Origin of the sequence: Blastomonas sp. CCH1-A6, assembly GCF_001556365.1 — a bacterium.
GTDB lineage: Bacteria > Pseudomonadota > Alphaproteobacteria > Sphingomonadales > Sphingomonadaceae > Blastomonas > Blastomonas ursincola.
The window spans coordinates 15,338-39,318 of the sequence record NZ_LSIS01000319.1 but is presented as its reverse complement, the minus strand read 5'-3'; the positions used below and the strand labels follow the sequence as shown (position 1 = coordinate 39,318).

The 23,981-nt window shown below is 64.2% G+C and carries 22 protein-coding genes and 1 pseudogene; 17 read left to right on the top strand and 6 right to left on the bottom strand.

Going from position 1 to position 23,981, the window contains the following annotated elements; genetic code table 11:
- Both AX735_RS25945 and AX735_RS15575 read left to right on the top strand, forming a co-directional pair.
- Positions 1 to 393, top strand: a pseudogene (locus AX735_RS25945) (glutamate--tRNA ligase); the annotation flags it as partial.
- Between the two features lie 42 nt (positions 394 to 435).
- A complete protein-coding gene (locus AX735_RS15575) occupies positions 436 to 1,719 on the top strand; it encodes a citrate synthase (protein ID WP_060977102.1) in 1,284 nt (427 codons plus the stop codon).
- 204 nt (positions 1,720 to 1,923) lie between these two features.
- Here AX735_RS15575 and dnaN read toward each other — a convergent pair whose 3' ends face one another.
- On the bottom strand, positions 1,924 to 3,042 hold the full coding sequence (gene dnaN / locus AX735_RS15570; protein WP_023836928.1) for a DNA polymerase III subunit beta: 1,119 nt from the start codon (positions 3,040 to 3,042) through the stop codon (positions 1,924 to 1,926).
- A 188-nt stretch (positions 3,043 to 3,230) separates the two neighbouring features.
- On the opposite strand from dnaN, the gene AX735_RS15565 reads away from it, so the two are divergent.
- Positions 3,231 to 3,887, top strand: a complete 657-nt coding sequence (locus AX735_RS15565; RefSeq protein WP_066282186.1) for a histidine phosphatase family protein — start codon at positions 3,231 to 3,233, stop codon at positions 3,885 to 3,887.
- Positions 3,884 to 4,375, top strand: a complete 492-nt coding sequence (locus tag AX735_RS15560) for a hypothetical protein (protein WP_066282184.1) — start codon at positions 3,884 to 3,886, stop codon at positions 4,373 to 4,375. The genes AX735_RS15565 and AX735_RS15560 overlap by 4 nt, the downstream gene beginning before the upstream one ends.
- Here AX735_RS15560 and AX735_RS15555 read toward each other — a convergent pair.
- Positions 4,372 to 4,782 (bottom strand): low affinity iron permease family protein, encoded by a 411-nt coding sequence (locus AX735_RS15555; RefSeq protein ID WP_066282182.1) that lies wholly within the window; start codon positions 4,780 to 4,782, stop codon positions 4,372 to 4,374. The two genes, AX735_RS15560 and AX735_RS15555, sit on opposite strands and share 4 nt — an antisense overlap.
- Before the next feature lie 69 nt (positions 4,783 to 4,851).
- On the opposite strand from AX735_RS15555, the gene rlmN reads away from it, so the two are divergent.
- The gene (gene rlmN, locus AX735_RS15550) at positions 4,852 to 6,117 is read left to right on the top strand and encodes a 23S rRNA (adenine(2503)-C(2))-methyltransferase RlmN (RefSeq protein ID WP_066282178.1); all 1,266 of its coding nucleotides are present in this window, start codon (positions 4,852 to 4,854) and stop codon (positions 6,115 to 6,117) included.
- Between the two features lie 51 nt (positions 6,118 to 6,168).
- Here rlmN and AX735_RS15545 read toward each other — a convergent pair whose 3' ends face one another.
- The 3 genes from AX735_RS15545 to AX735_RS15535 form a co-directional block, all read right to left on the bottom strand.
- Entirely contained in the window at positions 6,169 to 7,941 is a 1,773-nt protein-coding gene (locus tag AX735_RS15545) for a cation:proton antiporter domain-containing protein (protein WP_066282177.1), read from the bottom strand.
- A 61-nt stretch (positions 7,942 to 8,002) separates the two neighbouring features.
- Positions 8,003 to 9,637: a bifunctional GNAT family N-acetyltransferase/carbon-nitrogen hydrolase family protein gene (locus AX735_RS15540; protein ID WP_066282176.1), complete on the bottom strand. Its 1,635-nt coding sequence runs from the start codon at positions 9,635 to 9,637 to the stop codon at positions 8,003 to 8,005.
- 7 nt (positions 9,638 to 9,644) lie between these two features.
- On the bottom strand, positions 9,645 to 10,865 hold the full coding sequence (locus tag AX735_RS15535; RefSeq protein ID WP_066282172.1) for an NADP-dependent isocitrate dehydrogenase: 1,221 nt from the start codon (positions 10,863 to 10,865) through the stop codon (positions 9,645 to 9,647).
- Positions 10,866 to 11,076: 211 nt separating this feature from the next.
- On the opposite strand from AX735_RS15535, the gene AX735_RS15530 reads away from it, so the two are divergent.
- Positions 11,077 to 11,811: a phosphatidylserine decarboxylase gene (locus tag AX735_RS15530; protein WP_066282171.1), complete on the top strand. Its 735-nt coding sequence runs from the start codon at positions 11,077 to 11,079 to the stop codon at positions 11,809 to 11,811.
- Between the two features lie 49 nt (positions 11,812 to 11,860).
- On the top strand, positions 11,861 to 12,682 hold the full coding sequence (locus AX735_RS15525; RefSeq protein ID WP_082751147.1) for a CDP-alcohol phosphatidyltransferase family protein: 822 nt from the start codon (positions 11,861 to 11,863) through the stop codon (positions 12,680 to 12,682).
- On the opposite strand, the gene AX735_RS15520 is transcribed toward AX735_RS15525, so the two are convergent.
- Positions 12,651 to 12,926, bottom strand: coding sequence for a hypothetical protein (locus AX735_RS15520; protein WP_060978468.1), 276 nt, complete (start codon positions 12,924 to 12,926; stop codon positions 12,651 to 12,653). The genes AX735_RS15525 and AX735_RS15520 overlap by 32 nt on opposite strands.
- Before the next feature lie 346 nt (positions 12,927 to 13,272).
- On the opposite strand from AX735_RS15520, the gene rpsB reads away from it, so the two are divergent.
- The 10 genes from rpsB (at position 13,273) to AX735_RS15470 (ending at position 23,976) form a co-directional block, all read left to right on the top strand.
- Positions 13,273 to 14,055 (top strand): 30S ribosomal protein S2, encoded by a 783-nt coding sequence (gene rpsB / locus AX735_RS15515; RefSeq protein WP_060978467.1) that lies wholly within the window; start codon positions 13,273 to 13,275, stop codon positions 14,053 to 14,055.
- 136 nt (positions 14,056 to 14,191) lie between these two features.
- Positions 14,192 to 15,115 carry a translation elongation factor Ts gene (gene tsf / locus AX735_RS15510; RefSeq protein WP_066282170.1) on the top strand — a complete coding sequence of 308 codons (924 nt, stop codon included), beginning with the start codon at positions 14,192 to 14,194 and terminating at the stop codon, positions 15,113 to 15,115.
- 191 nt (positions 15,116 to 15,306) lie between these two features.
- Positions 15,307 to 16,029 (top strand): UMP kinase, encoded by a 723-nt coding sequence (gene pyrH, locus AX735_RS15505; RefSeq protein WP_023836941.1) that lies wholly within the window; start codon positions 15,307 to 15,309, stop codon positions 16,027 to 16,029.
- 4 nt (positions 16,030 to 16,033) lie between these two features.
- The gene (gene frr, locus AX735_RS15500) at positions 16,034 to 16,591 is read left to right on the top strand and encodes a ribosome recycling factor (protein WP_066282169.1); all 558 of its coding nucleotides are present in this window, start codon (positions 16,034 to 16,036) and stop codon (positions 16,589 to 16,591) included.
- Complete coding sequence (locus AX735_RS15495) at positions 16,588 to 17,364, top strand: isoprenyl transferase (RefSeq protein WP_171007789.1); 777 nt, start codon at positions 16,588 to 16,590, stop codon at positions 17,362 to 17,364. Before frr ends, AX735_RS15495 begins: the two co-directional genes overlap by 4 nt.
- Positions 17,351 to 18,157, top strand: coding sequence for a phosphatidate cytidylyltransferase (locus tag AX735_RS15490; protein ID WP_082751149.1), 807 nt, complete (start codon positions 17,351 to 17,353; stop codon positions 18,155 to 18,157). Before AX735_RS15495 ends, AX735_RS15490 begins: the two co-directional genes overlap by 14 nt.
- Positions 18,158 to 18,164: 7 nt before the next feature.
- A complete protein-coding gene (gene dxr / locus AX735_RS15485; RefSeq protein ID WP_066282167.1) occupies positions 18,165 to 19,376 on the top strand; it encodes a 1-deoxy-D-xylulose-5-phosphate reductoisomerase in 1,212 nt (403 codons plus the stop codon).
- Positions 19,377 to 19,379: 3 nt separating this feature from the next.
- On the top strand, positions 19,380 to 20,492 hold the full coding sequence (rseP, locus tag AX735_RS15480; RefSeq protein WP_066282165.1) for an RIP metalloprotease RseP: 1,113 nt from the start codon (positions 19,380 to 19,382) through the stop codon (positions 20,490 to 20,492).
- Positions 20,493 to 20,608: 116 nt separating this feature from the next.
- Positions 20,609 to 23,293: an outer membrane protein assembly factor BamA gene (gene bamA / locus AX735_RS15475; RefSeq protein WP_066282198.1), complete on the top strand. Its 2,685-nt coding sequence runs from the start codon at positions 20,609 to 20,611 to the stop codon at positions 23,291 to 23,293.
- Complete coding sequence (locus AX735_RS15470) at positions 23,293 to 23,976, top strand: OmpH family outer membrane protein (protein WP_066282162.1); 684 nt, start codon at positions 23,293 to 23,295, stop codon at positions 23,974 to 23,976. Before bamA ends, AX735_RS15470 begins: the two co-directional genes overlap by 1 nt.
- The last annotated feature ends 5 nt before the right edge of the window (positions 23,977 to 23,981 follow it).

The following is a 23,981-nucleotide window of genomic DNA, read 5'->3' as shown; positions in this document are numbered from 1 at the left end:
GGCATCGATCTGCTGGGCCGCGCGATGCCGGTGATGAAGCTGCGCGCGCGCGACCTCAACGAACTCGCGGAAGGAGCGCAGTTTCTCTTCAAGAATCGCCCGTTAAGCATGGACGAGAAAGCAAAATCCCTGCTAGACGAAGCCGGGGTCGCGGTCTTGCAGACAGTAGAACCGGTTCTGGCCGAAGCACCGTCATGGACGGGCGCCGCGCTGGAGGAAAAGCTTACCCAATTTGCCGAGGCACAGGGGCACGGCCTTGGCACTTATGCCCAGCCGCTGCGCGCCGCTCTGACCGGACAGGCGCGCTCACCGGGTATATTCGACGTGCTCGAGCTGCTGGGTCGCGAGGAATCGCTCGCCCGGATCAAGGATATAACGCACGTGGCCGCCTGACGGCCCCACGCGCACCGTCACTACGTTTGGAGGAGAAGAACCGTGTCAGACAGCGCATCATTGAAGATCGGCGACAAGGAAAGCGGCTATCCGATCCGCTCCGGCACGATCGGTCCGGACGTCATCGACATCCGCAAGCTCTACGCCGAAACCGGCTGCTTCACCTATGACCCCGGCTTCACCTCGACCGCCAGCTGCGATTCCGCGCTGACCTATATCGATGGCGACGAAGGCGTGCTGCTGCACCGCGGCTATCCGATCGGCGAGCTGGCCGAGGATTCGAGCTTCATGGAAGTCTCGTACCTGCTGCTCAACGGCGAGCTGCCGAGCAAGGACGAGCTCGACAGCTTCACCTACACGATCTCGCGCCACACCATGCTGCACGAGCAGCTGATGCAATTCTATCGCGGTTTCCGCCGCGATGCGCACCCCATGGCGATCATGTGCGGTGTCGTCGGCGCGCTCTCGGCCTTCTATCACGACTCGACCGACATTGCCGATCCCGACCATCGCCGCATCTCCAGCCACCGGCTGATCGCCAAGATGCCGACGATCGCGGCGGCCGCGTACAAATATTCGGTCGGCCAGCCCTTCGTCTATCCCGACAACTCGCTGTCCTATACCGGCAATTTCCTCAAGATGACCTTCGGTGTCCCCGCCGAGCCCTATGAGGTGAACCCGGTGGTCGAGCGCGCGCTCGATCGCATCTTCATCCTGCATGCCGACCACGAGCAGAACGCATCGACCTCGACCGTGCGTCTGGCAGGCTCCTCGGGCGCCAATCCTTTCGCGTGCATCGCGGCGGGCATTGCCTGTCTATGGGGCCCGGCGCATGGCGGCGCCAACGAGGCCGCGCTCAACATGCTGCGCGAGATCGGCACGCCCGACAAGATCCCGCACTATATCGAGCGCGCCAAGGACAAGAACGATCCGTTCCGCCTGATGGGCTTCGGCCACCGCGTCTACAAGAACTACGACCCGCGCGCGACGGTGATGCAGAAGACCGTGCGCGAGGTGTTCGACGCGCTCAAGGTCAGCGATCCGGTGTTCGAGGTCGCGCTGCAGCTCGAGGAAATGGCGCTCAACGATCCTTATTTCATCGAGAAGAAGCTGTTCCCGAACGTGGACTTCTATTCGGGTGTCATCCTCTCGGCGATCGGCTTCCCGACCACCATGTTCACCGCGCTGTTCGCGCTCGCGCGCACCGTGGGCTGGGTCGCGCAGTGGAACGAGATGATTTCCGACCCCGGCCAGAAGATCGGCCGCCCGCGTCAGCTGTACACCGGCCCGACGCAGCGCCCCTATGTGAAGATCGGCGACCGCTAACTTCGTCAGCGGCCATCGCGATAAACGAAGCGCCCTCCCCTCACCGGGAGGGCGTTTTGCTTTGGGGACAGGCTTCCATCATCGCAAATCGCCGTCACCCCCGCGCAGGCGGGGGTCCCGCTTCCTCTGTCGGCAGAGCGAACGAGCGGGATTCCCGCTTTCGCGGGAATGACGAAGCTTGCTTGTAGGTAAACCGAACGCGCGTCAGACGCGCATCGGCATTAGCACGTAGAGCGCGGTGGCCTTGTCGTTCTCGCGGATCAGCGTCGGGGCGCTGCTGTCGGCCAGGTGCAGTTCGACGACATCGCCATCGATCTCGCCCAGGATGTCGAGCAGATAGCGCGCGTTGAAGCCGATCTCGAAGCCGTCGCTGCCATACTGGCCCTCGACCTCTTCGGCCGCGGTGCCGTTTTCCGGGCTGGTGACCGAGAGCGTGATCTTGTCCTTTTCCAGCGCCATCTTGACCGCGCGGGTCTTTTCGGTGGCGATGGTGGCGACGCGGTCGACGCCCTGTTCGAAGGCACGCGGATCGATCTTGAGCAGCTTGTCGTTCGCGGTCGGGATGACGCGGCTGTAATCGGGGAAGGTCCCGTCGATCAGCTTCGAGGTCAGGATCGCGCTGCCCAGGGTGAAGCGGATCTTGCTCGCCGACAGGTCGACCTGCACGCGCGAATCGCCGCGCTCGTCGAGCAGCTTGCGCAGTTCGGCGATGCATTTGCGCGGCACGATCACGTCGGGCATGCCCTCAGCGCCATCGGGCCGGTCGAGCGTCACGCGCGCGAGACGATGGCCGTCGGTCGCCGCGGCCTTGAGCACCGGACGGTCGTCATCGGCGACATGCAGGAAGATGCCGTTCAAATAATAGCGCGTCTCTTCGGTCGAGATGGCAAAGCGGGTCTTGTCGATGATCTGCACCAGCTCCGCCGCAGCCAGCTCGAAGCTGGTCGGCAGGTCGCCCTCGGCGATTACCGGGAAATCGTCGCGCGGCAGCGTCGGCAGCGTGAAACGGCTGCGGCCCGCGCGCACCAGCATCTTGCCGTCGGCGGCATCGAGCATCACCTGGCTACCATCGGGCAGCTTGCGCGCGATTTCGAACAGCGTGTGCGCCGAAACCGTGATCGATCCGGGGGTCTCGACCGAATAGGCGCTCATCGTCTCGACGATCTGCAGGTCGAGATCGGTCGCCATGAAGCGCAGCGCGCCATCGCTCGACGCCTCGATCAGCACGTTCGACAGGATGGGGATCGTGTTGCGCCGTTCCACCACCGACTGAACATGGCTGAGGCTCTTGAGGAGCGTCGCGCGTTCGATTGTCGCTTTCATGAAAATCCCCCGAGGCGCTGCAGCCTCATCAGCAAATGACATATCCGCCACGCAGGCAGATTCCGGACCCACTTCATTAACAAGATTGGCTTTAGGGGCAAGCCGATAGCCGGGGAAACGCGCCAAAACTGTGGAAAATGACGGGATAGGCTTGCCTATTCCCGCCCCTTTGCCGAAACGGGTTCGATATGACGCAAAATTCCCGCTTTGCCTGCCCGCCGGTGCCCGGTCGCCTGTTCATCGCGCGCCATGGCGAGACCGTATTCAACGCCGCGAAAAGGCTGCAGGGCGACCATCTCCACACCCCGCTGACCCGAGCGGGCTTTGCCCAGGCCGACGCCATGGGCGCAGCGCTCGCGGGCGTGCTGGGAACAAAGCCGGATTTGAAGCTCTGGGCATCGGATACGGGCCGCGCGCTGCAGACGCTGGCGGTGATCGCCGAACATCTCGGGCTCGACTGGCACGATGCCGCGCGCGATGTCCGTCTTGCCGAGATCGGCATGGGTTGCTGGGGCGGGCGTTATTATGCCGAAGTCGTCGAGGAAGTCGGACCGATCGTCAGCGCCGACATGCTGCTCACCCCTGCCCCCGACGGCGAATGCTATCCCGAGATTGCCGAGCGCGTGACGGGCTGGCTCGCCGATCATGCGGGTGAACCGGGCGACCGCCTGGTGATCATGCACGGCATTTCGAGCCGGGTGCTGCGCGGCGTGCTGCTGGGGATTTCGGTGCACCCCGAGTTCGGCGCGCCGATCGCGCCCGGCCTTCCGCAGGGATCGGTGGTGATGATCGAGAATGGCGTGGAGCATGTCGTCGTCACCGGCACCGGCGGAGGCCATGCGTGAGGCACTACGCCGCCGCGCTTTTGCTGCTGGCGGCGCTGGCCACCGCGGCTGAGGCGCGCGACAGCCTGGGCGTGTTCGACGCCTGGGGCGCGTTCCGCGATCCGCAGGTGCCCCGCTGCTATGCCATCGCCCAGCCTGACGAGGTGCGCGGGACCCGGCAATATCGCCCCTTTGCCAGCATCGGCTACTGGCCGAAGCGCGGCGTACGCGGCCAGTTCCATCTGCGGCTCAGCCGCGCGATGGCCAAAGGCCAGGCCGTCACCTTGACCATCGGCATCCGCCGCTTTCGCCTGACCGGCGGCGGCGGCGATGCATGGGCGCGCGACAAGACGATGGACGCCAGCATCATCGCCGCGATGCGCTCGGCCCGCGAGATGACCGCCAGCAGCGAGGACGCGCGCGGCAACACGATACGCGACCTGTATCTGCTGAAAGGGGCCGCGACCGCGATGGACGCGGCAGCTTTGGGATGTGCGCGCCGCAGCTAGATACGATCGAGCAGCCGCTCGACACTGGCATGCGCCGCCTTGTGATGGTCGCCAGTGGCGCGCCCCTCCTCTTCCAAAGCGGCGCGGATCGCGTCGATCTGCACATCGGTGAGATGCTCGATGCCGATAAAGGCATTGCGCGCGTCCTGCTGCGCGCGGATCAGCTCATCGAGCTTGGCCTGCATCGCGGCCGCATCGCGATTCTGGCTGTTCTGGATGACGAATACCATCAGGAAGGTGATGATCGTGGTGCCGGTGTTGATCACCAGCTGCCAGGTATCCGAATAGCCGAACACCGGCCCCGTCACCCCCCAGATCACGATGATCAGTGTCGCCGCGAAAAAGGCAAAGGGTCTGCCCACCAGCCAGGCGACACGGGTGGCAATCACGGTGAAGAAACGATCCATGGGGGCTCCTGAAGACGGGGAACGGTGCTGCGCCAGCGGCACAGCTAGCAATTGCGGGCGAATTTGACTATGTGCGCCGCCATGAACGCCGAAACCCCGATCTCCATGCCCATTCCGGGCCATATCGACCCCGTGCCTGTGCCGCGCGCGATCACGCCGCGCGCCGATGGCCGCAGCGACCTGATGGGCCTTGCGCGCGAGGATATCGGCGCGCTGCTCGAGGCTGCCGGGCTCGACCGCAAGCAGGCCAAGCTGCGCTCCAAACAGCTGTTCCACTGGATTTACCATCGCGGCGTCACCGATTTCGACGCAATGACCGATATCGCCAAGCCGATGCGCCCCTGGCTCGCCGAGCGCTTCGTCATCGGCCGTCCCGAGATCGTCGAGGCGCAGGTATCGAGCGACGGCACGCGCAAATGGCTGCTGCGCACCGATGACGGCCAGGATTACGAGATGGTCTTCATCCCCGATGCGGACCGGGGCACCTTGTGCATCTCCAGCCAGGTCGGTTGCACGCTCAACTGCCGCTTCTGCCATACCGGCACGATGCGGCTGGTGCGCAACCTCACGCCGGGCGAGATCGTCGGACAGGTGATGCTGGCGCGTGACGCGCTGGGCGAATGGCCGAAGGGCGCGATGGACCGGCTTGACGAGGATGAGGACGCCGCCGCCTATACCGCCGATGGTCGGCTGCTCACCAATATCGTGCTGATGGGCATGGGCGAGCCGCTGTACAATTTCGATCATGTCCGCGACGCGATGAAGGTCGTGATGCACGGCGATGGCCTCGCGCTGTCCAAGCGGCGCATCACGCTCTCCACCAGCGGCGTCGTGCCGATGATGGCGCGCTGCGGTGAGGAGATCGGCGTCAACCTGGCGGTCTCGCTACACGCGGTGACCAAGGAGGTGCGCGACGAGATCGTGCCCTTGAACCGCAAATATGGCCTCGAACAGCTGCTCCAGGCCTGTGCCGACTACCCGGGCGCAAGCAACGCGCGGCGGATCACCTTCGAATATGTGATGCTCAAGGACAAGAACGACAGCGACGAGGACGCGCGCGAACTGGTGCGGCTGCTCAAGGCCTATGGCCTGCCCGCCAAGGTTAACCTGATCCCGTTCAACCCCTGGCCCGGCGCGGCGTACGAATGCTCGGACCCGGAACGGATCAAGCGCTTTTCGGACATCGTGTTCGAAGGCGGCATCAGCGCGCCCGTCCGCACCCCGCGCGGCCGCGACATCATGGCAGCGTGCGGCCAGCTCAAGTCCGCCGCGGAGAAGAAGAGCCGCGCCGAGCTCGACCGGCTGGCGGAAGAGAAGCAGGCGGCTTTGGGTTAGGCCAATTCAAATCCTCCCCCCCGCAAGCTGTGGGAGGATTTTGGTGGCCCCCTACCCCGCCGGCGCCTCACCCGATTTGAGCAGCGGCTGCTTGGAAAGCTCGCCCTCCTGCATGATCTTGCGGCGCAGTTCGTCGCGCTTCTCGTGGATCGAGGCGATCACAGGCCCCATCGCGATGCCGAGATCGACCAGCAAGGCCTCGGACAGCTGCAGCGAGCTTTCCAGCGCCTCGGGCACGGCCAGGGTAGCGCCGGCGCGGTAGAGTTCTGCGGCATGATTGGCATCGCGCGCGCGGGCGATGATGGTGAGGTCCGGCACCCAGCCGGCGACGCGGCGCACGATGCGCACCGCCAGCACCGGATCGTCCATCGTCAGGATCAGCGCCTTGGCATGGCCGAGCCGCAGCCGGTCGAGCAGTTCGGGCCGGGCGACATCGCCGAACAGGATCGGCACGCCCTTGCGCCGCGCGGCGGCCACGACATCGACATTGGATTCGATCGCGACATAGGGCTGGTTGTGCTTGGCCAGCATGTCCGAGACGATCTCGCCCACGCGGCCATAGCCGAACAGCACCACCCTGCCCGCACCTGCAGATTCCTCGTCCGGAGCAGCGCTTTCGCTCGCGCGCATGTCGATGCGCGTCGCAATGACATGGCCGAGCTTGGCGAGCAGCGGCGTGATCGTGAGGCCGATCGCGGTGACGATCTGCCAGAATTGCGCGGTGCTCGATTGGATCAGCTGCGCCTGCACTGCCGCGGCGAGCACGATCAGCGTGGTTTCGGCAGGGCTGGCCATCAAAACGCCGGTTTCCGCCGCAACCCCGCGCCGTGCGCCGACCAGCCGCAACAGCCCGCCGGTGACCACCGCTTTGATAAGGCACACGCCGACCACGGCGATCGCCAGCGATTGCCAGTTGGCCGCAACCACCCGCAGATCGACCGACATGCCGACGGTGATCAGGAACACCCCAAGCGCCAGCCCCTTGAACGGCGCGGTGATGATCTCGACCTCGTCGCCATATTCGGTTTCCGCGATCATCACGCCCGCGATCAGCGCGCCGACGATCGGCGACAGGCCCGCCGCCGCCGTGGCGACCGAAGCGGTGATGACGACGAGCAGACATGCTGCGAGGAACAGCTCGGGGCTCTTGGTGCGCGCCGCCTGCGCGAACAGATAAGGCAGCAGATAGCGCCCGGCGAGCAGCATGATGACGATCGTCAGCCCACCCAGCCACAAGGTCTCGACCAGCCCGTCCAGTCCGGCGGCCTCGGCGCGCGGCGCCAGCGCGCCGAGCGCGAAGATGATTGGCACCAGCGCCAGATCCTCGAAGATCAGCATGGCGAGCGCCGAACGCCCGACCGGCCCGGTCGTGCCGACCATCGGCAGCACCAGTGCGGTCGAGGACAAAGCGAGTGCCATGCCGAGGCCGAGGGCGCCGGCGAGCGGCTGACCGATCAGGTTGAGCGCAAAGCCGATCACCAGCCCGGAGGCCAGCAGCTGCGCCGAGCCCAGCCCGAACACCTGCACCCGCATTGCCCAGAGGCGCTTGAACGACAGCTCGAGCCCGATGGTGAACAGCAGCATCACGATGCCGAATTCGGCGAACGGATCGATCGCCTCGCGGTCGGTGATGGTGATGTGATAGAGCCATGGGAACTGGTCGACAATCGAGCCGAGGCCCGATGGCCCGACCAGCATGCCGACCAGGATGAAACCGATGACAGGGTTGATCCGGAGCCGCGCAAAGGCCGGAATGACGATGCCAGCCGCCCCTAGGATCACCAGGGCATCGCTGAAGACCGGATTCTCAAAGGGCGTGTGCATGGATCAATTCATGGCGGATAAAGGACAGCATGTCAGCCATAAATCATTCTGATGCGAGCGATCAGCCGCCCCCGCCGCCCTGCGGCCCTGCAGGCGCCGCCTGACGGGCGCGTTCGCGCTTCGCGGCGGCATTGCCGCGCCCAACGGCGCGGTCCCATTCAATGTGGTAGAGGTCGTAGCGACGATCGCCCAGGTTGCGCACCGTGCCCTCGTGCCGCGCCCAGCTGAGGTCATCCAGATTGACGTCGCTGATCGTCAGCGTCTCGACATTCTCGCTCGCCTCCGCCGCGATGCCATCGCGCGCGAACGGCAGGTCGCACGGCGTCAGGATGCAACTTTGCGCGTACTGGATATCCATGTTCTCGACATCGGGCAGATTACCGACATTGCCGGACATCACGACATAGCACTGATTCTCGATCGCGCGCGCCTGGCAGCAATAGCGCACCCGCATATAGGCCTCGCGGCTGTCGGTGCAGAAGGGCACGAAGATGATCCGCGCGCCCTCGTCCGCCAGACGGCGCGCCAGTTCGGGAAACTCGCTGTCATAGCAGATGAGCACGCCGATCGGCCCGCAATCGGTCTGGATCGCGTCGATGCTGTCGCCGCCCTTGATCTTCCACCAGTACCGCTCGTTGGGCGTGGGGTGAATCTTTTCCTGCGCGTGGATCGATCCATCACGCAGCGCCACCAGCGCGATGTTCTGGATATCGCCATCATCGGCGCGGGTCGGGTGCGATCCGCCGATGATGTTGATGTTATATTCCATCGCCATGCGCGTGAGCTCGTCGCGGATGCGCGGCGTGAATTCGCTCAGCGCCTCGATCGCTTCCTGCGGCCCCATCTTCTTCTTAGCGAAGGACAGCAGCGACATCGTGAACATTTCGGGAAACAGTACGAAGTCCGCCCGGTAATCCGCTGCCACATCGACGAAATATTCGACGTTTCGGACGAATTCTTCGAAATTCGCAACAGCGCGCGCCTGGAACTGCACCGTGGCGAGCCGGACGCTCTCCACCCCGCGCGGGACACGGTGCTTGGGTGGTTCGTCCGCGTTCACATAGGGGTTACGCCAGACCATGTGCGCCGCATGGCCGCGCGACTGTCGATCCTCGGGCAGATAACGCTTCAATATGCCGACGGGGGTGAAACCGTTGGCGATCTGGAAGCCGATGACCGGATCGCGCAGCTTGCCGTCGATCACCTTGGCGAGATAGTCCTCGGGGCTTTCGGCCTTCTTGGTGCGCTTGGCGCGGTCATAGCCGGGGATGCGCCCGGCAAAGACGATGCCGTTGAGTTCGAGCTGTTCGGCCAGCGCCCGGCGCGCCTCGTAGAGCCGCTTGCCGATGCGGACCCCGCGCTGGGCGGGGTCGACGCACATTTCATAGCCGTAAAGCCATTCGCCGGTGGGCACATGGCGGGTGCCGAAGCCGTTGCCGCTGATCTCTTCCCAGTCGTGCGGACCGAAGGCCATGGCCTCGGTCACGCGCGACGAGGCGCAATAGCCGACGATCTCGCCGTCAAGAATGGCGACGAACTGGCCTTGGGGGAAATTGTTGATCTGGCCGCGCAGCTCGCCGAACTTGTACGGCGGCAGGCTGGGATAGGCTCGCTCGACCAGGGCCGATATTCCGGGAATATCGCCCCTGCGTGCCTGCCTGACCTCCAGCCGTGCCTTGCTGCTGCGTTGCGCCATCAACCCCTCATGCCCAGTTGCCCATTTCCTTTTCAAGATTGACCCGGATCGCCTCGAAGAACTGCTCGGTGGTCATCCAGGCCTGGTCGGGCCCGATCAGGATGGCGAGGTCCTTGGTCATCGATCCCTGCTCAACGGTTTCGATGCAGACGCGTTCCAGCGTTTCGGCGAAGCGCACCACTTCGGGCGTCTCGTCGAAGCGGCCGCGATAGATGAGGCCGCGGGTCCAGGCGAAGATCGAGGCGATCGGGTTGGTCGAGGTCGCCTTGCCCTGTTCGTGCATGCGATAGTGGCGCGTGACGGTACCGTGGGCGGCCTCCGCCTCGACGGTCTTGCCATCGGGGGTCATCAGCACCGAGGTCATCAGGCCGAGCGAGCCGAAGCCCTGCGCGACAGTATCCGACTGAACGTCGCCGTCATAGTTCTTGCACGCCCAGACGAACTTGCCCGACCATTTCAGCGCCGATGCCACCATGTCGTCGATCAGGCGGTGCTGATAGGTGATGCCGGCGGCCTCGAACTTGGCCTTGAATTCCTTCTCGTAAATCTCCTCGAAGATGTCCTTGAAGCGGCCGTCATAGGCTTTCATGATCGTGTTCTTGGTCGACAAATAGGTCGGCCAGCCGCGATCGAGGCCATAGTTCATCGATGCGCGGGCGAAATCGGCGATCGAGTCATCGAGATTGTACATCGCCATGGCGACGCCCGACGACGGGAACTGGAAGACTTCCTCGTCGATCGTGGTGCCGTCCTCGCCTTCGAACACCAGACGCAGCTTGCCCGGGCCGGGCACGCGGAAATCCGTCGCCTTGTACTGGTCGCCGAACGCGTGACGGCCGACGACGATCGGGTCGGTCCAGCCGGGCACCAGCCGCGGGATGTTCGAGATCACGATCGGCTCGCGGAACACGACGCCGCCCAGGATGTTGCGAATGGTGCCGTTGGGCGACTTCCACATCTTCTTGAGGTTGAACTCCTCGACGCGCGCCTCGTCCGGCGTGATGGTGGCGCACTTGACGCCGACGCCATGCTCGCGGATCGCGTTCGAGGCATCGACGGTGATCTTGTCGTTGGTCTCATCGCGCTTCTGGATCGACAGGTCGTAATATTTCAGGTCGATGTCGAGATAGGGCAGGATCAGGCGTTCGCGGATCCACTCCCAGATGATGCGGGTCATTTCGTCGCCGTCGATTTCGACGACGGGCTTGGCCACCTTGATCTTTGCCATGCGGATTTTGCGCCTTCTTGCTAGGGAGGAATCAGGAAATCTGGGACGCTCTTAGCAAAGTCGGGCGAGGTTTCAACCTTGCGGATCAGCGCAATCGCTGCACTTTCAGTATTGCAAATCACTAGCAAGTTTATGCCGCAGCGCAGCATTCACCGCATTGTGGGGCCATTGGCCGTTGTCACACCCGGTCAGTGTCCCTAAGAGGGCGGGCATGTCGCAAGAATTACTGGATAACCGGGGCAAGGGCCTGGCGAGCTGGAGCCTGCCCCCGGTCCATCCCGAAGGTCGCAAATTCGCCGTTATCGCAGCAGGCATCACGCTCATCTTTGCGCTGATGGCATGGGAAACGCTGGCCTGGCCGATGGGCGGGCTCACCTTGTGGATCCTTGCGTTCTTCCGCGACCCTGCCCGGGTCACGCCGCTCGACGAGCGCTTTGTCGTCGCGCCGGCCGATGGTCTGGTCACCCTGATCCAGGAAGTCGCGCCGCCGATCGAGCTGGCCGACCATGACGGACTGGGGCCCGATCCGCTCTGGCGCGTATCGATTTTCATGAGCGTGTTCGACGTGCACATCAACCGCGCGCCGATCGGCGGCACCATCCGGCGCATCGTCTATATCTCGGGCAAGTTCCTGAATGCCGATCTCGACAAGGCGAGCGACGAGAACGAGCGCCAGCACATCATGGTCGAGCGGTCGGACGGTCTGCGCGTCGGGTTCACCCAGATTGCAGGCCTGGTCGCGCGGCGGATTGTGCCGTTCGTCAAGGAAGGCGATTTCGTTGCGGTCGGCCAGCGCGTCGGGCTGATCCGGTTCGGCAGCCGCGTCGATGTCTATCTGCCGCGCGGCACCGCACCCAATGTAGTCAAGGGCCAGCGCATTGTCGCGGGCGAAACCGTGCTCGGCATTGTCGGTGACGCACCGGTGCGCGAAGGGATCGCGCATTGATGCGACAGTCCCCTGCCCCGGCATCCGGTCCTTCAAGGAGCATCACGGTATGAGCGAGCGCGATCCGTTGGAGCGTCGCGGACGCCGCGGTCCGATCCGTTATCTGGCGGGACGCCGTTTTCGCCTCCGCGAAGGACTGACGCTGCGCGCGATGGTCCCCAACGCGATCACCGCCAGCGCCTTGTGCTGCGGGCTTACCGGCATCCGCTTCGCCTTGCAGGACCAATGGCCGCTGGCAGCGGGCGCGATCGTGCTGGCAGGCGTGCTCGACGGGATCGACGGACGCGTCGCGCGAATGCTCAAGGCGCAAAGCCGGTTCGGGGCCGAATTGGACTCGCTGGCGGATTCGATCGCGTTCGGTGTGTCGCCTGCCCTTGTCCTGTTCCTGTGGTCGCTCAACGAGCTGCCGCGCTTCGGCTGGCTTATCGCGCTCACGCTCGCGGTATGCTGCGCGCTGCGGCTTGCGCGGTTCAACGCGCAGATCGATCTGGAGGATCAGCCGCACAAATCTGCAGGCTATCTCACCGGCATCCCGGCCCCGGCCGGCGCTGGCCTCGCCATGCTGCCACTTTACCTGTGGATCGAGACGGGTGAGGACATTTTCCGACACTATAGCGTCATCGGCCCCTGGGTTCTGCTGATCGCATTTCTGATGATATCGAATGTCGCGACCTTCAGCTGGTCGTCGCTCAATGTACGAAAGAACATTCGCCTGGAAGCGCTTGCGGTGTTCGCGATCACGGCAGCGTCGCTGCTTACCGTGCCGTTCATCACGCTGACGGCAATTTGCCTGATGTATCTGGCGCTGATCCCGTTCGGCATCGCATCCTACGCCAGGGTCAAGCGGCAGCGCGCCAATCCGGCTGGCTGACGCGGACGCTGCCGCGAACCGGCATCGCGATCACGTTGCGCGGGCTGTAATCGGGCGCGCGGTTCGGAACATAGGTCGCGACAGCACGCATCTGGCCCTGAGCAACCCGCCCCTGTCCTGCAGCGCGATAGGCGGCGAACAGCGCATCGAAGCGCTCTGCCGATCCAGCGAACGACTGGGCAATGACAAGCACGGCCCCGATTGCGGCGGCGGCGAAGAACAGGGCAATGGCTACAGCAAACATAACGCTACATCCTGACTTGCGTCCGCCGGATTGGAGCCCGATGGAACATTGTGGATAACTCAGTGGAAAGCCATTGGTTCCATATCGGGACGATCCGGAGCCACTGACTCTCTTTGTATGTGTTTTGTTCCACTTCTGTTTCGGATCGTCAACCGGAAAATTCGGTTCGTCGCACATTTTGAGGCTGGATTTCGTGCGCCAGTTCGCCTAAGGGCCCGCTCGCACGTGGCGCTGTGCCGCATGCAATCCACATGGAAGACACACATACCGGTGCCCCGGCCACCCTTTGAGGGTCAGGCCCACAAGGTTCCCGTCTTCCAGAGGCACAACCGGAAAGGAAATCCCTATGGCGGCACCTGTCGTCACCATGCAGCAATTGATCGAAGCCGGCGCGCATTTCGGCCACCAGACCCACCGCTGGAACCCGCGCATGAAGCCGTACATCTTCGGCGCACGCAACGGCATCCACATTCTCGACCTGTCGCAGACCGTGCCGCTGTTCGCACGCGCGCTCGAGTTCGTCTCGGCCACCGTTCAGGCAGGCGGCAAGGTGCTGTTCGTCGGCACCAAGCGCCAGGCCCAGGCCCCGATCGCCGAAGCGGCCCGCGCCAGCGGCCAGCATTTTGTTAACCACCGCTGGCTGGGTGGCATGCTCACCAACTGGAAGACCATCTCGGGCTCGATCAAGCGCCTCAAGATGCTCGAAGAGCAGCTCGCCGGCGACACCTCGGGCTTCACCAAGAAGGAAGTGCTGCAGCTGACCCGCGAGCGCGACAAGCTCGAACTGTCGCTCGGCGGCATCCGCGACATGGGCGGCATTCCCGACGTGATGTTCGTGATCGACGCGAACAAGGAAGACCTCGCCATCAAGGAAGCCAATGTTCTGGGCATCCCGGTGATCGCGATCCTCGATTCGAACGTCGACCCGCAGGGCATCGCTTTCCCGGTTCCCGCGAACGATGACGCCGCGCGCGCCGTCCGCCTCTATTGCGACGCTGTTGCTGCTGCTGCCACCAAGGGCCGCACCGGCGCTGCCGTGGCTTCGGGCGCCGATGTCGGCGAGATGGCCGAACCGCCGGCAGAAGCCGCGCTGGAAGACGCCGCTGCCGATGCCGGCGACGCCGCCTAATCGGATTGGCTGATCGAGCCGGGCGGGGCCAGCCCCTGCCCTGCTTGCACAAAACTGACACATGCAGGGGCTACGGGCCGGGCATTGGCCCGCACCCGTGGCCCCTGCGTCCATATTCAAAACAAGGAACACGAACATGGCTGTTGTAACCGCTGCTACTGTCAAGGAACTGCGCGAGCGCACCGGCGCTGGCATGATGGACGCCAAGAAGGCGCTGACCGAAGCCAATGGCGATATCGAAGCCGCCGTCGACGCACTGCGCGCCAAGGGCCTGGCCACCGCGCAGAAGAAGTCGAGCCGCACCGCCGCCGAAGGCCTGGTGGGCATCGAGGTCGCCGGCCTGAAGGGCGTGGCCGTCGAAGTGAACAGCGAAACCGACTTCGTCGCCAAGAACGACCAGTTCCAGGATTTCGTCCGGAAGGTGACCTCGGTCGCCCTGACCACCGGTGACGATGTCGAAGCGCTCAAGTCGGCCGAATATCCCGATGGCGGCAGCGTCGGCGACAAGCTGACCAGCTCGATCGCCACCATCGGCGAAAACCAGTCGATCCGCCGCATCAAGACCGTCTCGGTCGATCAGGGCGTTGTCGTGTCGTACATGCACAATGCCGTCGCGCCGAACCTCGGCAAGATCGGCGTGCTCGTCGCGCTCGAAGGCGATGTCGCTGCCGACGTGCTCGAGCCGCTGGGCAAGCAGATCGGCATGCACATTGCGGCGGCCTTCCCGCTGGCGCTGAACGCCGATGGCCTCGATGCCGAGCTGATCGCGCGCGAGCGCAAGATCGCCGAGGAAAAGGCGGCCGAAAGCGGCAAGCCCGCTGAAGTGCAGGCCAAGATGGTCGATGGCGCGATCGCCAAGTTCGCCAAGGAAAACGCGCTGCTCAGCCAGCTGTTCGTGATCGACAACAAGACCCCGATCGCCGACGTGGTGGCCAAGGCCGCCAAGGATGCGGGCGGCAAGATCGTGCTCAAGGACTATGTCCGCTTCCAGCTCGGCGAAGGCATCGAGAAGGAAGAAACCGATTTCGCGGCCGAAGTCGCGGCGGCTGCAGGCCTCTAAGCCTTTAGCCTTTCAGCAAAAAGACGGCGGGTGGCCCCTGGGGCTGCCCGCTGTTTTTGCGTCCGCGACGCCCGATCGATCGCGTGACGTCAAACTGTGCAGGAACGTGCTTGGCAGTGCCGGATGCACTGACTATGGTGCGCGCCACTCGGCCAGAAGCGCCGCATTTCATTCCAGATACCGGAACATTCATGACCATCGCATCCTACCGCCGCATCCTCCTGAAGCTGTCGGGGGAAGCCCTGATGGGCGACGGCCAGTACGGCATCGATCCCGCCACCGTCGCGCGCATGGCCGCAGAGGTGAAGGCGGCCAAGGACACCGGGCTTGAAATCTGCCTGGTCATCGGCGGCGGCAACATCTTCCGCGGCATGGCAGGCGCCGCCAAGGGCATGGACCGTGCGCAGGCCGATTACATGGGCATGCTCGCCACGGTGATGAACGCACTCGCAATGCAGAGCGCGCTCGAACAGATGGGCGTGCCCACGCGCGTCCAGTCGGCGATCGAGATGGACAAGGTGTGCGAGCCGGTGATCCGCCGCCGCGCCCAGCGCCACCTCGAAAAGGGCCGCGTCGTGATCTTCGCCGCGGGCGTCGGCGCGCCCTATTTCACCACCGATTCCGGCGCGGCGCTGCGTGCGGCCGAAATGAAGTGCGATGCGCTGCTCAAGGGCACCAGCGTCGACGGCGTGTACAATGCCGATCCCAAGCTCGATCCCACCGCCGTGCGTTACGAAACATTGAGTTATGACCGGGTGTTGCAGGACAATCTCAAGGTCATGGACGCGAGCGCCGTGGCGCTCTGCCGCGACAATTCCATTCCCATCGTGGTGTTCTCGATCCGCGAACAGGGCAATCTTGCCCGCGTTCTGAGCGGCGAAGGCACCGCGACAACCGTACATCAGAAGGACTGAACCAGTGGCACAGTTTGACAAGAAAGATCTCGAGCGCCGGATGAACGGCGCGGTCGAATCGCTCAAGGGCGACCTTTCGGGCCTGCGCACCGGGCGCGCCAACACCACGCTGCTCGATCCGGTGACGGTCGAGGTCTATGGCGCGCACATGCCGCTGACCCAGATCGCGACGGTGTCCGCGCCCGAACCGCGCATGCTGTCGGTGCAGGTCTGGGACAAGTCGAATGTCGGCCCGGCAGACAAGGCGATCCGCTCGGCTGGTCTCGGCCTCAATCCGATCGTCGACGGACAGACGCTGCGCCTGCCGATCCCCGACCTCACCGAGGAACGCCGCAAGGAACTGGCCAAGCTCGCCGGTCAATATGCCGAAAAGGCGCGCATCGCGATCCGCAATGTCCGCCGCGACGGCATGGATTCGCTCAAGACCGACGAGAAGAAGGGCGTGATCAGCGAGGACGAGCGCAAGCGCTTCGAGACAGAAGTGCAGAAGCTGACCGACGACATGATCGCCCAGGCCGATGCCGCCGCGACGCAGAAAGAAAAAGAAATTCTGGGCCAGTGATCTTTCGGCCCGGCCCCAAGCTGTCCAAGGCAGAGGCGCATTCCGCAGCGCCTGCACATGCGGGGCTGGCGCCTGCTTGCGGGTTGCGCCACGCCGCCATCATCATGGACGGCAATGGCCGATGGGCCGCGCGGCGCAACCTGCCCCGCTTTGTCGGCCACAAGCAGGGCGTCGAGGCAGTGCGCACCACCGTGCGCGCGGCCCGCGACATGGGGCTGGAGGCGCTGACGCTCTACGCTTTCTCGTCGGAAAACTGGAAGCGTCCGGAGGACGAGGTTTCGGACCTGATGGGGCTGCTGCGGCACTTCATCCGCGCCGATGTCGACGAGTTCATCGCCAACAACGTGCGGCTCAAGATCATCGGCAATTATCGCGTGCTCGCGCCCGATCTGGTCGAAATGATCGACGACGTTGTGGAGCGGACCGCGCATAACAGCGGCACGACGCTCGTCATCGCGCTCAATTACGGCGCGCAGGACGAGCTTGTGCGCGCAACGCGTGCGCTTGCCGCTGCGGCTGCGCGCGGTGAGGTCAACGCCGACGCGATCGAGGCGGCGCATATCGATGCCATGCTCGACACCAGCGACCTGCCCCCGCTCGATCTGCTAATCCGCACATCGGGCGAGCAGCGGCTGAGCAACTTCCTGCTCTGGCAGGCGGCCTATGCCGAACTCTATTTCACCGACACGCTCTGGCCCGATTTCGACGGGAATTCGCTCGCTGAAGCGTTCCAGTCCTATGCCACTCGCGAAAGGCGCTTTGGTGGCCGCTGAACCGGTGAAGCGGTCCCTGTTCGGCCAGGATCTCGCGATCCGCACGGTTTCGGGCGTAGTGCTGGTGGCGATCGCCGGAACCGCGCTGTGGCTGGGCGGCATTGCCTTCTGGCTGCTGCTGATGGCAGGCGCGCTGGCGATGCAGCACGAATGGGCCGGGCTGGTCGGACGCATGGAGCGCCGACGCCTCTCGATGCTGGCGCTGATGGCCCCCTTGTCGATGCTCTCGCCCTTTGCCGATGGCCCCGGCTTTCTTTCGCTGGGCTTCATCATCGGCGGAGCCTTCTTCATCGCGACGATCGATCGCGGCTTTCGCCTCGCCTGGGGCGTGCTCTATTGCGCGGTGCCGGTCATGGCGCTGCTCTATCTGCGCCAGCAGGAGAACGGCCTGCTGCTCGCCTTCTGGACGATGGCGACCGTCTGGGCGACCGATATCGGCGCCTATTTTGCCGGGCGCGGCATAGGCGGGCCCAAGATCGCCCCGTCGATCAGCCCCAGCAAGACCTGGGCGGGCCTAGCCGGCGGCATGACGGCAGCGCTGCTGTTCGCGATGCTGCTGCGCGAGCATCTCGATCTGCCCTATATCCTCGTGCTGGCGAGCGCGCCGCTCGCCATCGTTGCGCAGATGGGCGACTTTCTGGAGAGCTGGATGAAGCGCCAGGCAGGCGTGAAAGACTCTGGCACGCTGATCCCCGGGCATGGCGGCATTCTCGACCGCGTCGACGGACTTGTGCCCGTCGCACCGATCGTTGCAACTCTGGTTGCAGCCAACGCATTTTGGGCGCTAGGATAAACATTCCATGTCGCGCCCCGAAACGCTCTCTCCCGGGCTGATCGTGCCGCCGCCGTCCGCTGAGCCGCGCTCGATCAGCATATTCGGCGCAACCGGATCGGTGGGCACCTCGACGCTCGATCTCATCCGCCTCAACCCCTCGGCCTATCGCATCGTCGCGCTGACCGCGAACAGCGATGCCGCAGGACTGGCGAAGCTGGCACGGGAATTCTCCGCCCAAGTCGCGGTGATCGGCGATCCGGCGCAGCATCAGGCGCTGGCTGAAGCGCTCGAGGGCAGCGCCACCCAGGCCTGGTCGGGCCCGCAGGCTCTGCTCGACGCGGCCGATCTCGACGCCGACTGGACCATGGCTGCGATCGTCGGCTGTGCGGGGCTCGCGCCGATCATGCGCAGCCTGCTGCGCGGACGCAGTGTCGCGCTCGCCAACAAGGAGGCGCTGGTTTCCTCGGGCGCGCTGATGATCGAAGCGGCACGCAGCTCGGGCGCGACGCTGCTCCCGGTCGATTCCGAGCATAATGCGATTTTTCAGTGCCTTGCAGGCGCCTCCTACGATCACGTTCAAAGTATCACGCTGACCGCGAGCGGCGGCCCGTTCCGCACCTGGACGATCGAGCAGATGCGCGCTGCAGGCCCGGCCCAGGCGGTCGCGCATCCCAATTGGTCGATGGGCGCGAAAATCTCGGTCGACAGCGCGACCATGTTCAACAAGGGGCTCGAACTGATCGAGGCCTATCACCTCTTCCCGGTCGGGCTCGATGCCATCCGCATTCTCGTGCACCCGCAATCTGTGATCCATTCGATGGTCGAATATCGCGACCGTTCCACGCTGGCACAATTGGGCGCGCCAGACATGCGGATCCCGATCGCCTCGGCGCTGGCCTGGCCCGACCGGATCGCGACCGATTGCGCGCCGCTCGACCTTGCGACCATCGGCCAGCTGACCTTCGAACCTCTGGACGACGAACGCTTTCCCGGTCCCGGCATCTGCCGCCAGGCGATTGCCTCAGGTGGCGGCGCGCCCGCCATCCTCAACGCGGCGAACGAAATCGCGGTGGCCGCGTTTCTGAAGGAAGAGATCGGATTCCTCGATATTGCCGCGATTGTGTCGGAGGTCCTGGCAGGCTATAGCCCGCAGGAACCGCAAAGCCTGCAGGATGTGCTGGCGATAGATCGAGAAGCGCGCGTGCATGCTGCCGCCGCGGTGCGAACCAGGAACTGACCCTTGAACGAAAATCCCGGCTTGTTGCTGACCGTCTTCGCCTTTCTGCTGGTGCTCGGCCCCTTGGTCTTCGTGCACGAAATGGGTCACTATCTGGTCGGACGCTGGTTCGGGGTGAAGGCGGAATCCTTCTCGATCGGCTTCGGTCGCGAGATTGCCGGTTGGACCGACAAAAACGGCACCCGCTGGAAGCTGGGGATGCTGCCGCTGGGCGGCTACGTCCAGTTCGCAGGCGACATGGACCCGTCGAGCCGCGCCGACCCGAACTGGATGGCGCTGCCCGCCGAAGAGCGCAACCGCACCTTCCAGTCCAAGACGCTGTGGCAGCGCGCACTGATCGTGTTCGCGGGCCCTGCGATCAACTTCCTTTTCGCCATCCTGATCCTCGCCGGCTTCGCCTTCGCCTATGGCAAGAGCGTCACCCCGCCGGTTGTCGCTGGCGTGCTCCCCGGATCGTCAGCGGCGGAGGCCGGGCTGCTGCCGGGCGACCGCATCGTCTCGGTCGATGGCGAACGGATCGAGTGGTTCGACGAGCTTGGACGCCGCATCGCGCACCGGCCAGACGAACGCATCACGCTGCGCGCCGAACGCGCCGGAAAGGTCCGCGAGTTCGATTTCAAGATCGGGGTCGAGATCCAGAAGGACCGTTTCGGCAACGAATATCGCATCGGTCGCCTCGGCATCATGTCCGCCAAGCCGGTCATGCGGCCAGTCTCGCTGGTCGAGGCGCCCGTGGTCGCGGTCGAGCGTACCGGCGATGTCGTCCGGTTGATGGTCGCGACCCTGGGTCAGGTCATCACGGGGCGCCGCTCGGTTTCCGAACTCGGTGGGCCGCTCAAAATCGCGCAGGTTTCGGGCGAGCAGCTCTCGGCCGGGCTCGACGACTTCATCTTCTTCATCGCGCTGATTTCAATTAATTTGGGGTTCATCAACCTGCTGCCAATTCCCATGCTCGATGGCGGTCACCTGCTGTTCTATGCGATCGAGGGAATCCGGCGCAAACCCGTGAATCCCAAGGTCATGGAATGGGCGTTCCGTTCGGGCCTGGCGGCCGTGCTGGCCCTGATGGTGTTCGTGACCGTCAACGATCTGGCATCGTTCGGCCTGCTCGGCTGAAAGACGGGTTGATTGATTGCGGCGGATGATGCAGGGGTTTGCGCACCGGGGCGGGTTATCGGACGGCAATGCAGGGACCGTCCGATGTTTTTTGGCTTAGTGTGGGTCTTTTTTTCGTGAAATCTGAACAGAAAATCGCCATTGGCGCGCGTGCCCTCGGCCTGTTGCTGAGTTCCACCGTTCTGGCGGGAACCGCAAGCGCCGCCTTCGCCCAGGCTGCAGGTCCGGCAGCCCCTCCCGCACCGCCCCAGGCATCAACTCCCGCTGCCGTGGTACCGCCTGCAGGCCAGCAGATCCGGTCGATCACCGTCAACGGATCGCAGCGGATCGAGGCGGATACCGTCCGTTCGTATATCCAGCTGCGCGTCGGCGACATCTATACCCAGGTTGCGGCCGACCAGGCGTTGCGCGACCTGTTCGAGACAGAACTCTTTGCCGACGTCGCCATCCGCAACAATGACGGCGCGGTGGTTATCGACGTCAAGGAAAACCCGGTCATCAACCGCGTGATCCTCGAAGGCAACAAGCGCATCAAGGAAGACAAGATCCTTCCCGAGATCCGTCTTGCGCCACGCCAGATCTTCACCCGCACCAAGGTCCGCGCCGACGTCGCGCGCATCATCGAGCTATACAAGCGCCAGGGCCGCTTTGCCGCCACGGTCGAGCCGAAGATGGTCCAGCAGGACCAGAACCGCGTCGACGTGGTGTTCGAGATCAACGAAGGTCCGCGCTCCAAGGTCCGCCAGATCAACATTCTGGGCAACGAGAAATTCTCCGACGGAGAACTGCGCGGCGAGATGGCGACCAAGCAGTCGCGCTTCTACCGCTTCTTCAGCTCGGGCGATTCCTACGATCCCGACAAGCTGGCCTATGACCAGCAGAAGTTGCGCCAGTTCTATCTGACCCAGGGCTATGCCGATTTCCGCGTGATCTCGGCAGTGGCCGAGCTGACCCCGGACAAGCGCGACTTCATCATCACCTATGTCGTCGAGGAAGGCGATCGCTACAAGTTCGGCGATGTCGGCGTCGACAGCCAGATTCGCGACTTCTCCGAAGATGGCCTCAAGGCCCAGCTGCCGATGAAGACCGGCGACTGGTACAATGCCAAGCTGGTCGAGGACACCGTGGAGCAGCTCAGCGAAACCGCTGGCCTGTTTGGCTATGCGTTTGCGGACGTGCGCCCCAATTTCAACCGCAACCGCGAAACGCTCACGATGGACATCACGTTCGAGCTGGCGGAATCGGCGCGCGTCTATGTCGAGCGGATCGACATCAACGGCAACACGCTCACCCAGGACAAGATCGTCCGGCGCGAGTTCCGCCTGAACGAGGGCGACGCGTTCAACAGCTTCCTGGTCAAGCGCTCGGAAAACCGCATCAACTCGCTCGGCTATTTCCAGGAAAAGTTCGAGATCGAGCAGAAGCAGGGCAGCGCGCCCGATCGCATCATCCTCGAAGCCAATGTCGAGGAAAAGGCGACCGGCGAGCTTCAGCTCTCCGCCGGTTTCTCGTCGATCGAGAATTTCATCCTTCAGGCGTCGATCCGTCAGCGCAACTTCCGCGGCAAGGGCCAGACCGTCGGCCTCAGCATCAACTACTCGCAGTTCTCGCAAGGGCTCAATCTGAGCTTCACCGAACCCTATGTGTTCGACAAGAACATCTCGTTCGGTGCGGATATTTTCCGCCGCGACCTCAACAGCTTCAACTTCGTTGGTAATTCGCGCAATACCACGTTCGAACAGCTGACCACCGGCGCATCGTTCCGTCTTGGCGTGCCGCTGACCGAATATGTCTCGGCGCTGCTGCGCTACTCGTTGACGGTCGACGACGTCACGCTCGACCGTACCCAGTTCTTCTCCGACCTTGACGGCAACGGCACGCTGGAATGCGACCCGGTCCGTGCAGGCTTCTTCCTGTGCGACAACCTGGGACAGCGCACGACCTCGCTGATCGGCTATTCGCTGATCTACGACAATCGCGACAACCGCATCCGTCCCACGCGCGGCCAGAACGTGACGCTGTCGCAGGACTTTGCCGGCCTTGGCGGTGCGGTAAGCTATCTGCGCACGCGTCTCAACGCGTCGAAGCACTGGCGCATCGGCCGCAGCGGCTTCATCTTCACCATCGCGGCAGAAGGTGGCCATATCATCGCGTTCGAGGACCGCGGCACGCCGGCACAGGGGATCGACGATATCCGCCTGACCGACCGCTTCTTCCTGGGGCAGCCGCAGATCCGCGGGTTCGACATCCGCGGCGTCGGCCCGCGCGTGATCCGTACCGGCTTCACGCCCGAGATCGTCAACGGCGCGATCGTCAACACCCCCGTCACCGGACGCCGCAACCGGGTCGATGACGCGCTTGGCGGTCGCTATTACTATCTCGCCCGTGCCGAGCTCGACATCCCGCTGGGCAGCGGCGCCCGCGAACTTGGCCTGCGTCCGTCGGTGTTCGTCGATGCCGGCGCCGTGTTCGGCGTGGTGCGGCCGCTGCTGCAGACGCCGCAGAACCGCGACGCGAACGGCAATCTGCAATATCTGGAACTCGGAACCGACACGCAGGGCAATCAGGTGATCAACACCGTGACCAATGCGACCAATGCCGCCGGTCAGCCCAATACGCCGAGCCTCGCCTTTACCGAACAGTTTTTCGGCGATTCGCCCAAGCCTCGCGTCACCGTCGGCTTTGGCGTCAACTGGAACTCGCCCTTCGGCCCGTTCCGCATCGATATTGCCCGCGCCCTGCTCAAGGAGCCTGGCGACGACACCCGTCTATTCACATTCAACGTAGGGACCCAGTTCTGATGAAACTCTTTCTGAAATGCACCGCCGCAGCCCTGATGGCTGCCGGCACCCTGGCTTCGGGCGCGATCGCTCCCGTTGCGGCGCAGACCGTGGCCGGTATCGCCGTGGCCGATCAGCGCCGCGCCGTGGTCGAATCGTCGGCCTTCGTCAACGCCAACACCGCGCGTCCGACCACCTACAAGGCGCAGTATGACGCCGCCCAGGCCAAGTCGAACCAGATCCGCCAGCAGCTCGAGCCGCTGGTGAACAAGTTCAACACCGACGTGCAGGCGCCCAACGCGCAGCAGAACCAGGCAGCGCTGCAGCAGCAGCTGGGCCAGATCCAGCAGCTGCGCGAGCAGGGTTCGCAGGAAGTGCAGGAAATCCTGCAGCCGGTCGCGCTGTCGGAAGCCTATGTGCTCGAGCAGATCAGCGACAAGTTCGACCAGGCGGTCCGTCAGGCGATGACCAAGCGCAAGGTCAGCATCGTGTTCGAAGCCGGCGCCACGCTCGCCCGCGCCGATGGCTATGACATCACCAAGGACATCACTGCCGAACTGAACGCGCTGATCCCGACCGCCCAGCTGGTCCCGCCGCAGGGCTGGCTGCCGCGTCAGCAGCGCGAAGCCCAGGCTGCGCAGCAGGCCGCCCAGGGCCAGGCCCGTCCGGCAGCCCCGGCCGCACAGCAGCCCGAAGGTCGGTAAGTCCG

What these genes read in the sequence shown, in the direction of transcription:
- dnaN (WP_023836928.1), bottom strand. Translation starts at nt 3,042, where the DNA reads ATGAAAGCGACAATCGAACGCGCGACGCTCCTCAAGAGCCTCAGCCAT.
- AX735_RS15565 (WP_066282186.1), top strand. Translation starts at nt 3,231, where the DNA reads ATGACGCAAAATTCCCGCTTTGCCTGCCCGCCGGTGCCCGGTCGCCTG.
- AX735_RS15555 (WP_066282182.1), bottom strand. Translation starts at nt 4,782, where the DNA reads ATGGATCGTTTCTTCACCGTGATTGCCACCCGTGTCGCCTGGCTGGTG.
- rlmN (WP_066282178.1), top strand. Translation starts at nt 4,852, where the DNA reads ATGTGCGCCGCCATGAACGCCGAAACCCCGATCTCCATGCCCATTCCG.
- AX735_RS15545 (WP_066282177.1), bottom strand. Translation starts at nt 7,941, where the DNA reads ATGCACACGCCCTTTGAGAATCCGGTCTTCAGCGATGCCCTGGTGATC.
- AX735_RS15540 (WP_066282176.1), bottom strand. Translation starts at nt 9,637, where the DNA reads ATGGCGCAACGCAGCAGCAAGGCACGGCTGGAGGTCAGGCAGGCACGC.
- AX735_RS15535 (WP_066282172.1), bottom strand. Translation starts at nt 10,865, where the DNA reads ATGGCAAAGATCAAGGTGGCCAAGCCCGTCGTCGAAATCGACGGCGAC.
- AX735_RS15530 (WP_066282171.1), top strand. Translation starts at nt 11,077, where the DNA reads ATGTCGCAAGAATTACTGGATAACCGGGGCAAGGGCCTGGCGAGCTGG.
- AX735_RS15525 (WP_082751147.1), top strand. Translation starts at nt 11,861, where the DNA reads ATGAGCGAGCGCGATCCGTTGGAGCGTCGCGGACGCCGCGGTCCGATC.
- AX735_RS15520 (WP_060978468.1), bottom strand. Translation starts at nt 12,926, where the DNA reads ATGTTTGCTGTAGCCATTGCCCTGTTCTTCGCCGCCGCCGCAATCGGG.
- rpsB (WP_060978467.1), top strand. Translation starts at nt 13,273, where the DNA reads ATGGCGGCACCTGTCGTCACCATGCAGCAATTGATCGAAGCCGGCGCG.
- tsf (WP_066282170.1), top strand. Translation starts at nt 14,192, where the DNA reads ATGGCTGTTGTAACCGCTGCTACTGTCAAGGAACTGCGCGAGCGCACC.
- pyrH (WP_023836941.1), top strand. Translation starts at nt 15,307, where the DNA reads ATGACCATCGCATCCTACCGCCGCATCCTCCTGAAGCTGTCGGGGGAA.
- dxr (WP_066282167.1), top strand. Translation starts at nt 18,165, where the DNA reads ATGTCGCGCCCCGAAACGCTCTCTCCCGGGCTGATCGTGCCGCCGCCG.
- AX735_RS15470 (WP_066282162.1), top strand. Translation starts at nt 23,293, where the DNA reads ATGAAACTCTTTCTGAAATGCACCGCCGCAGCCCTGATGGCTGCCGGC.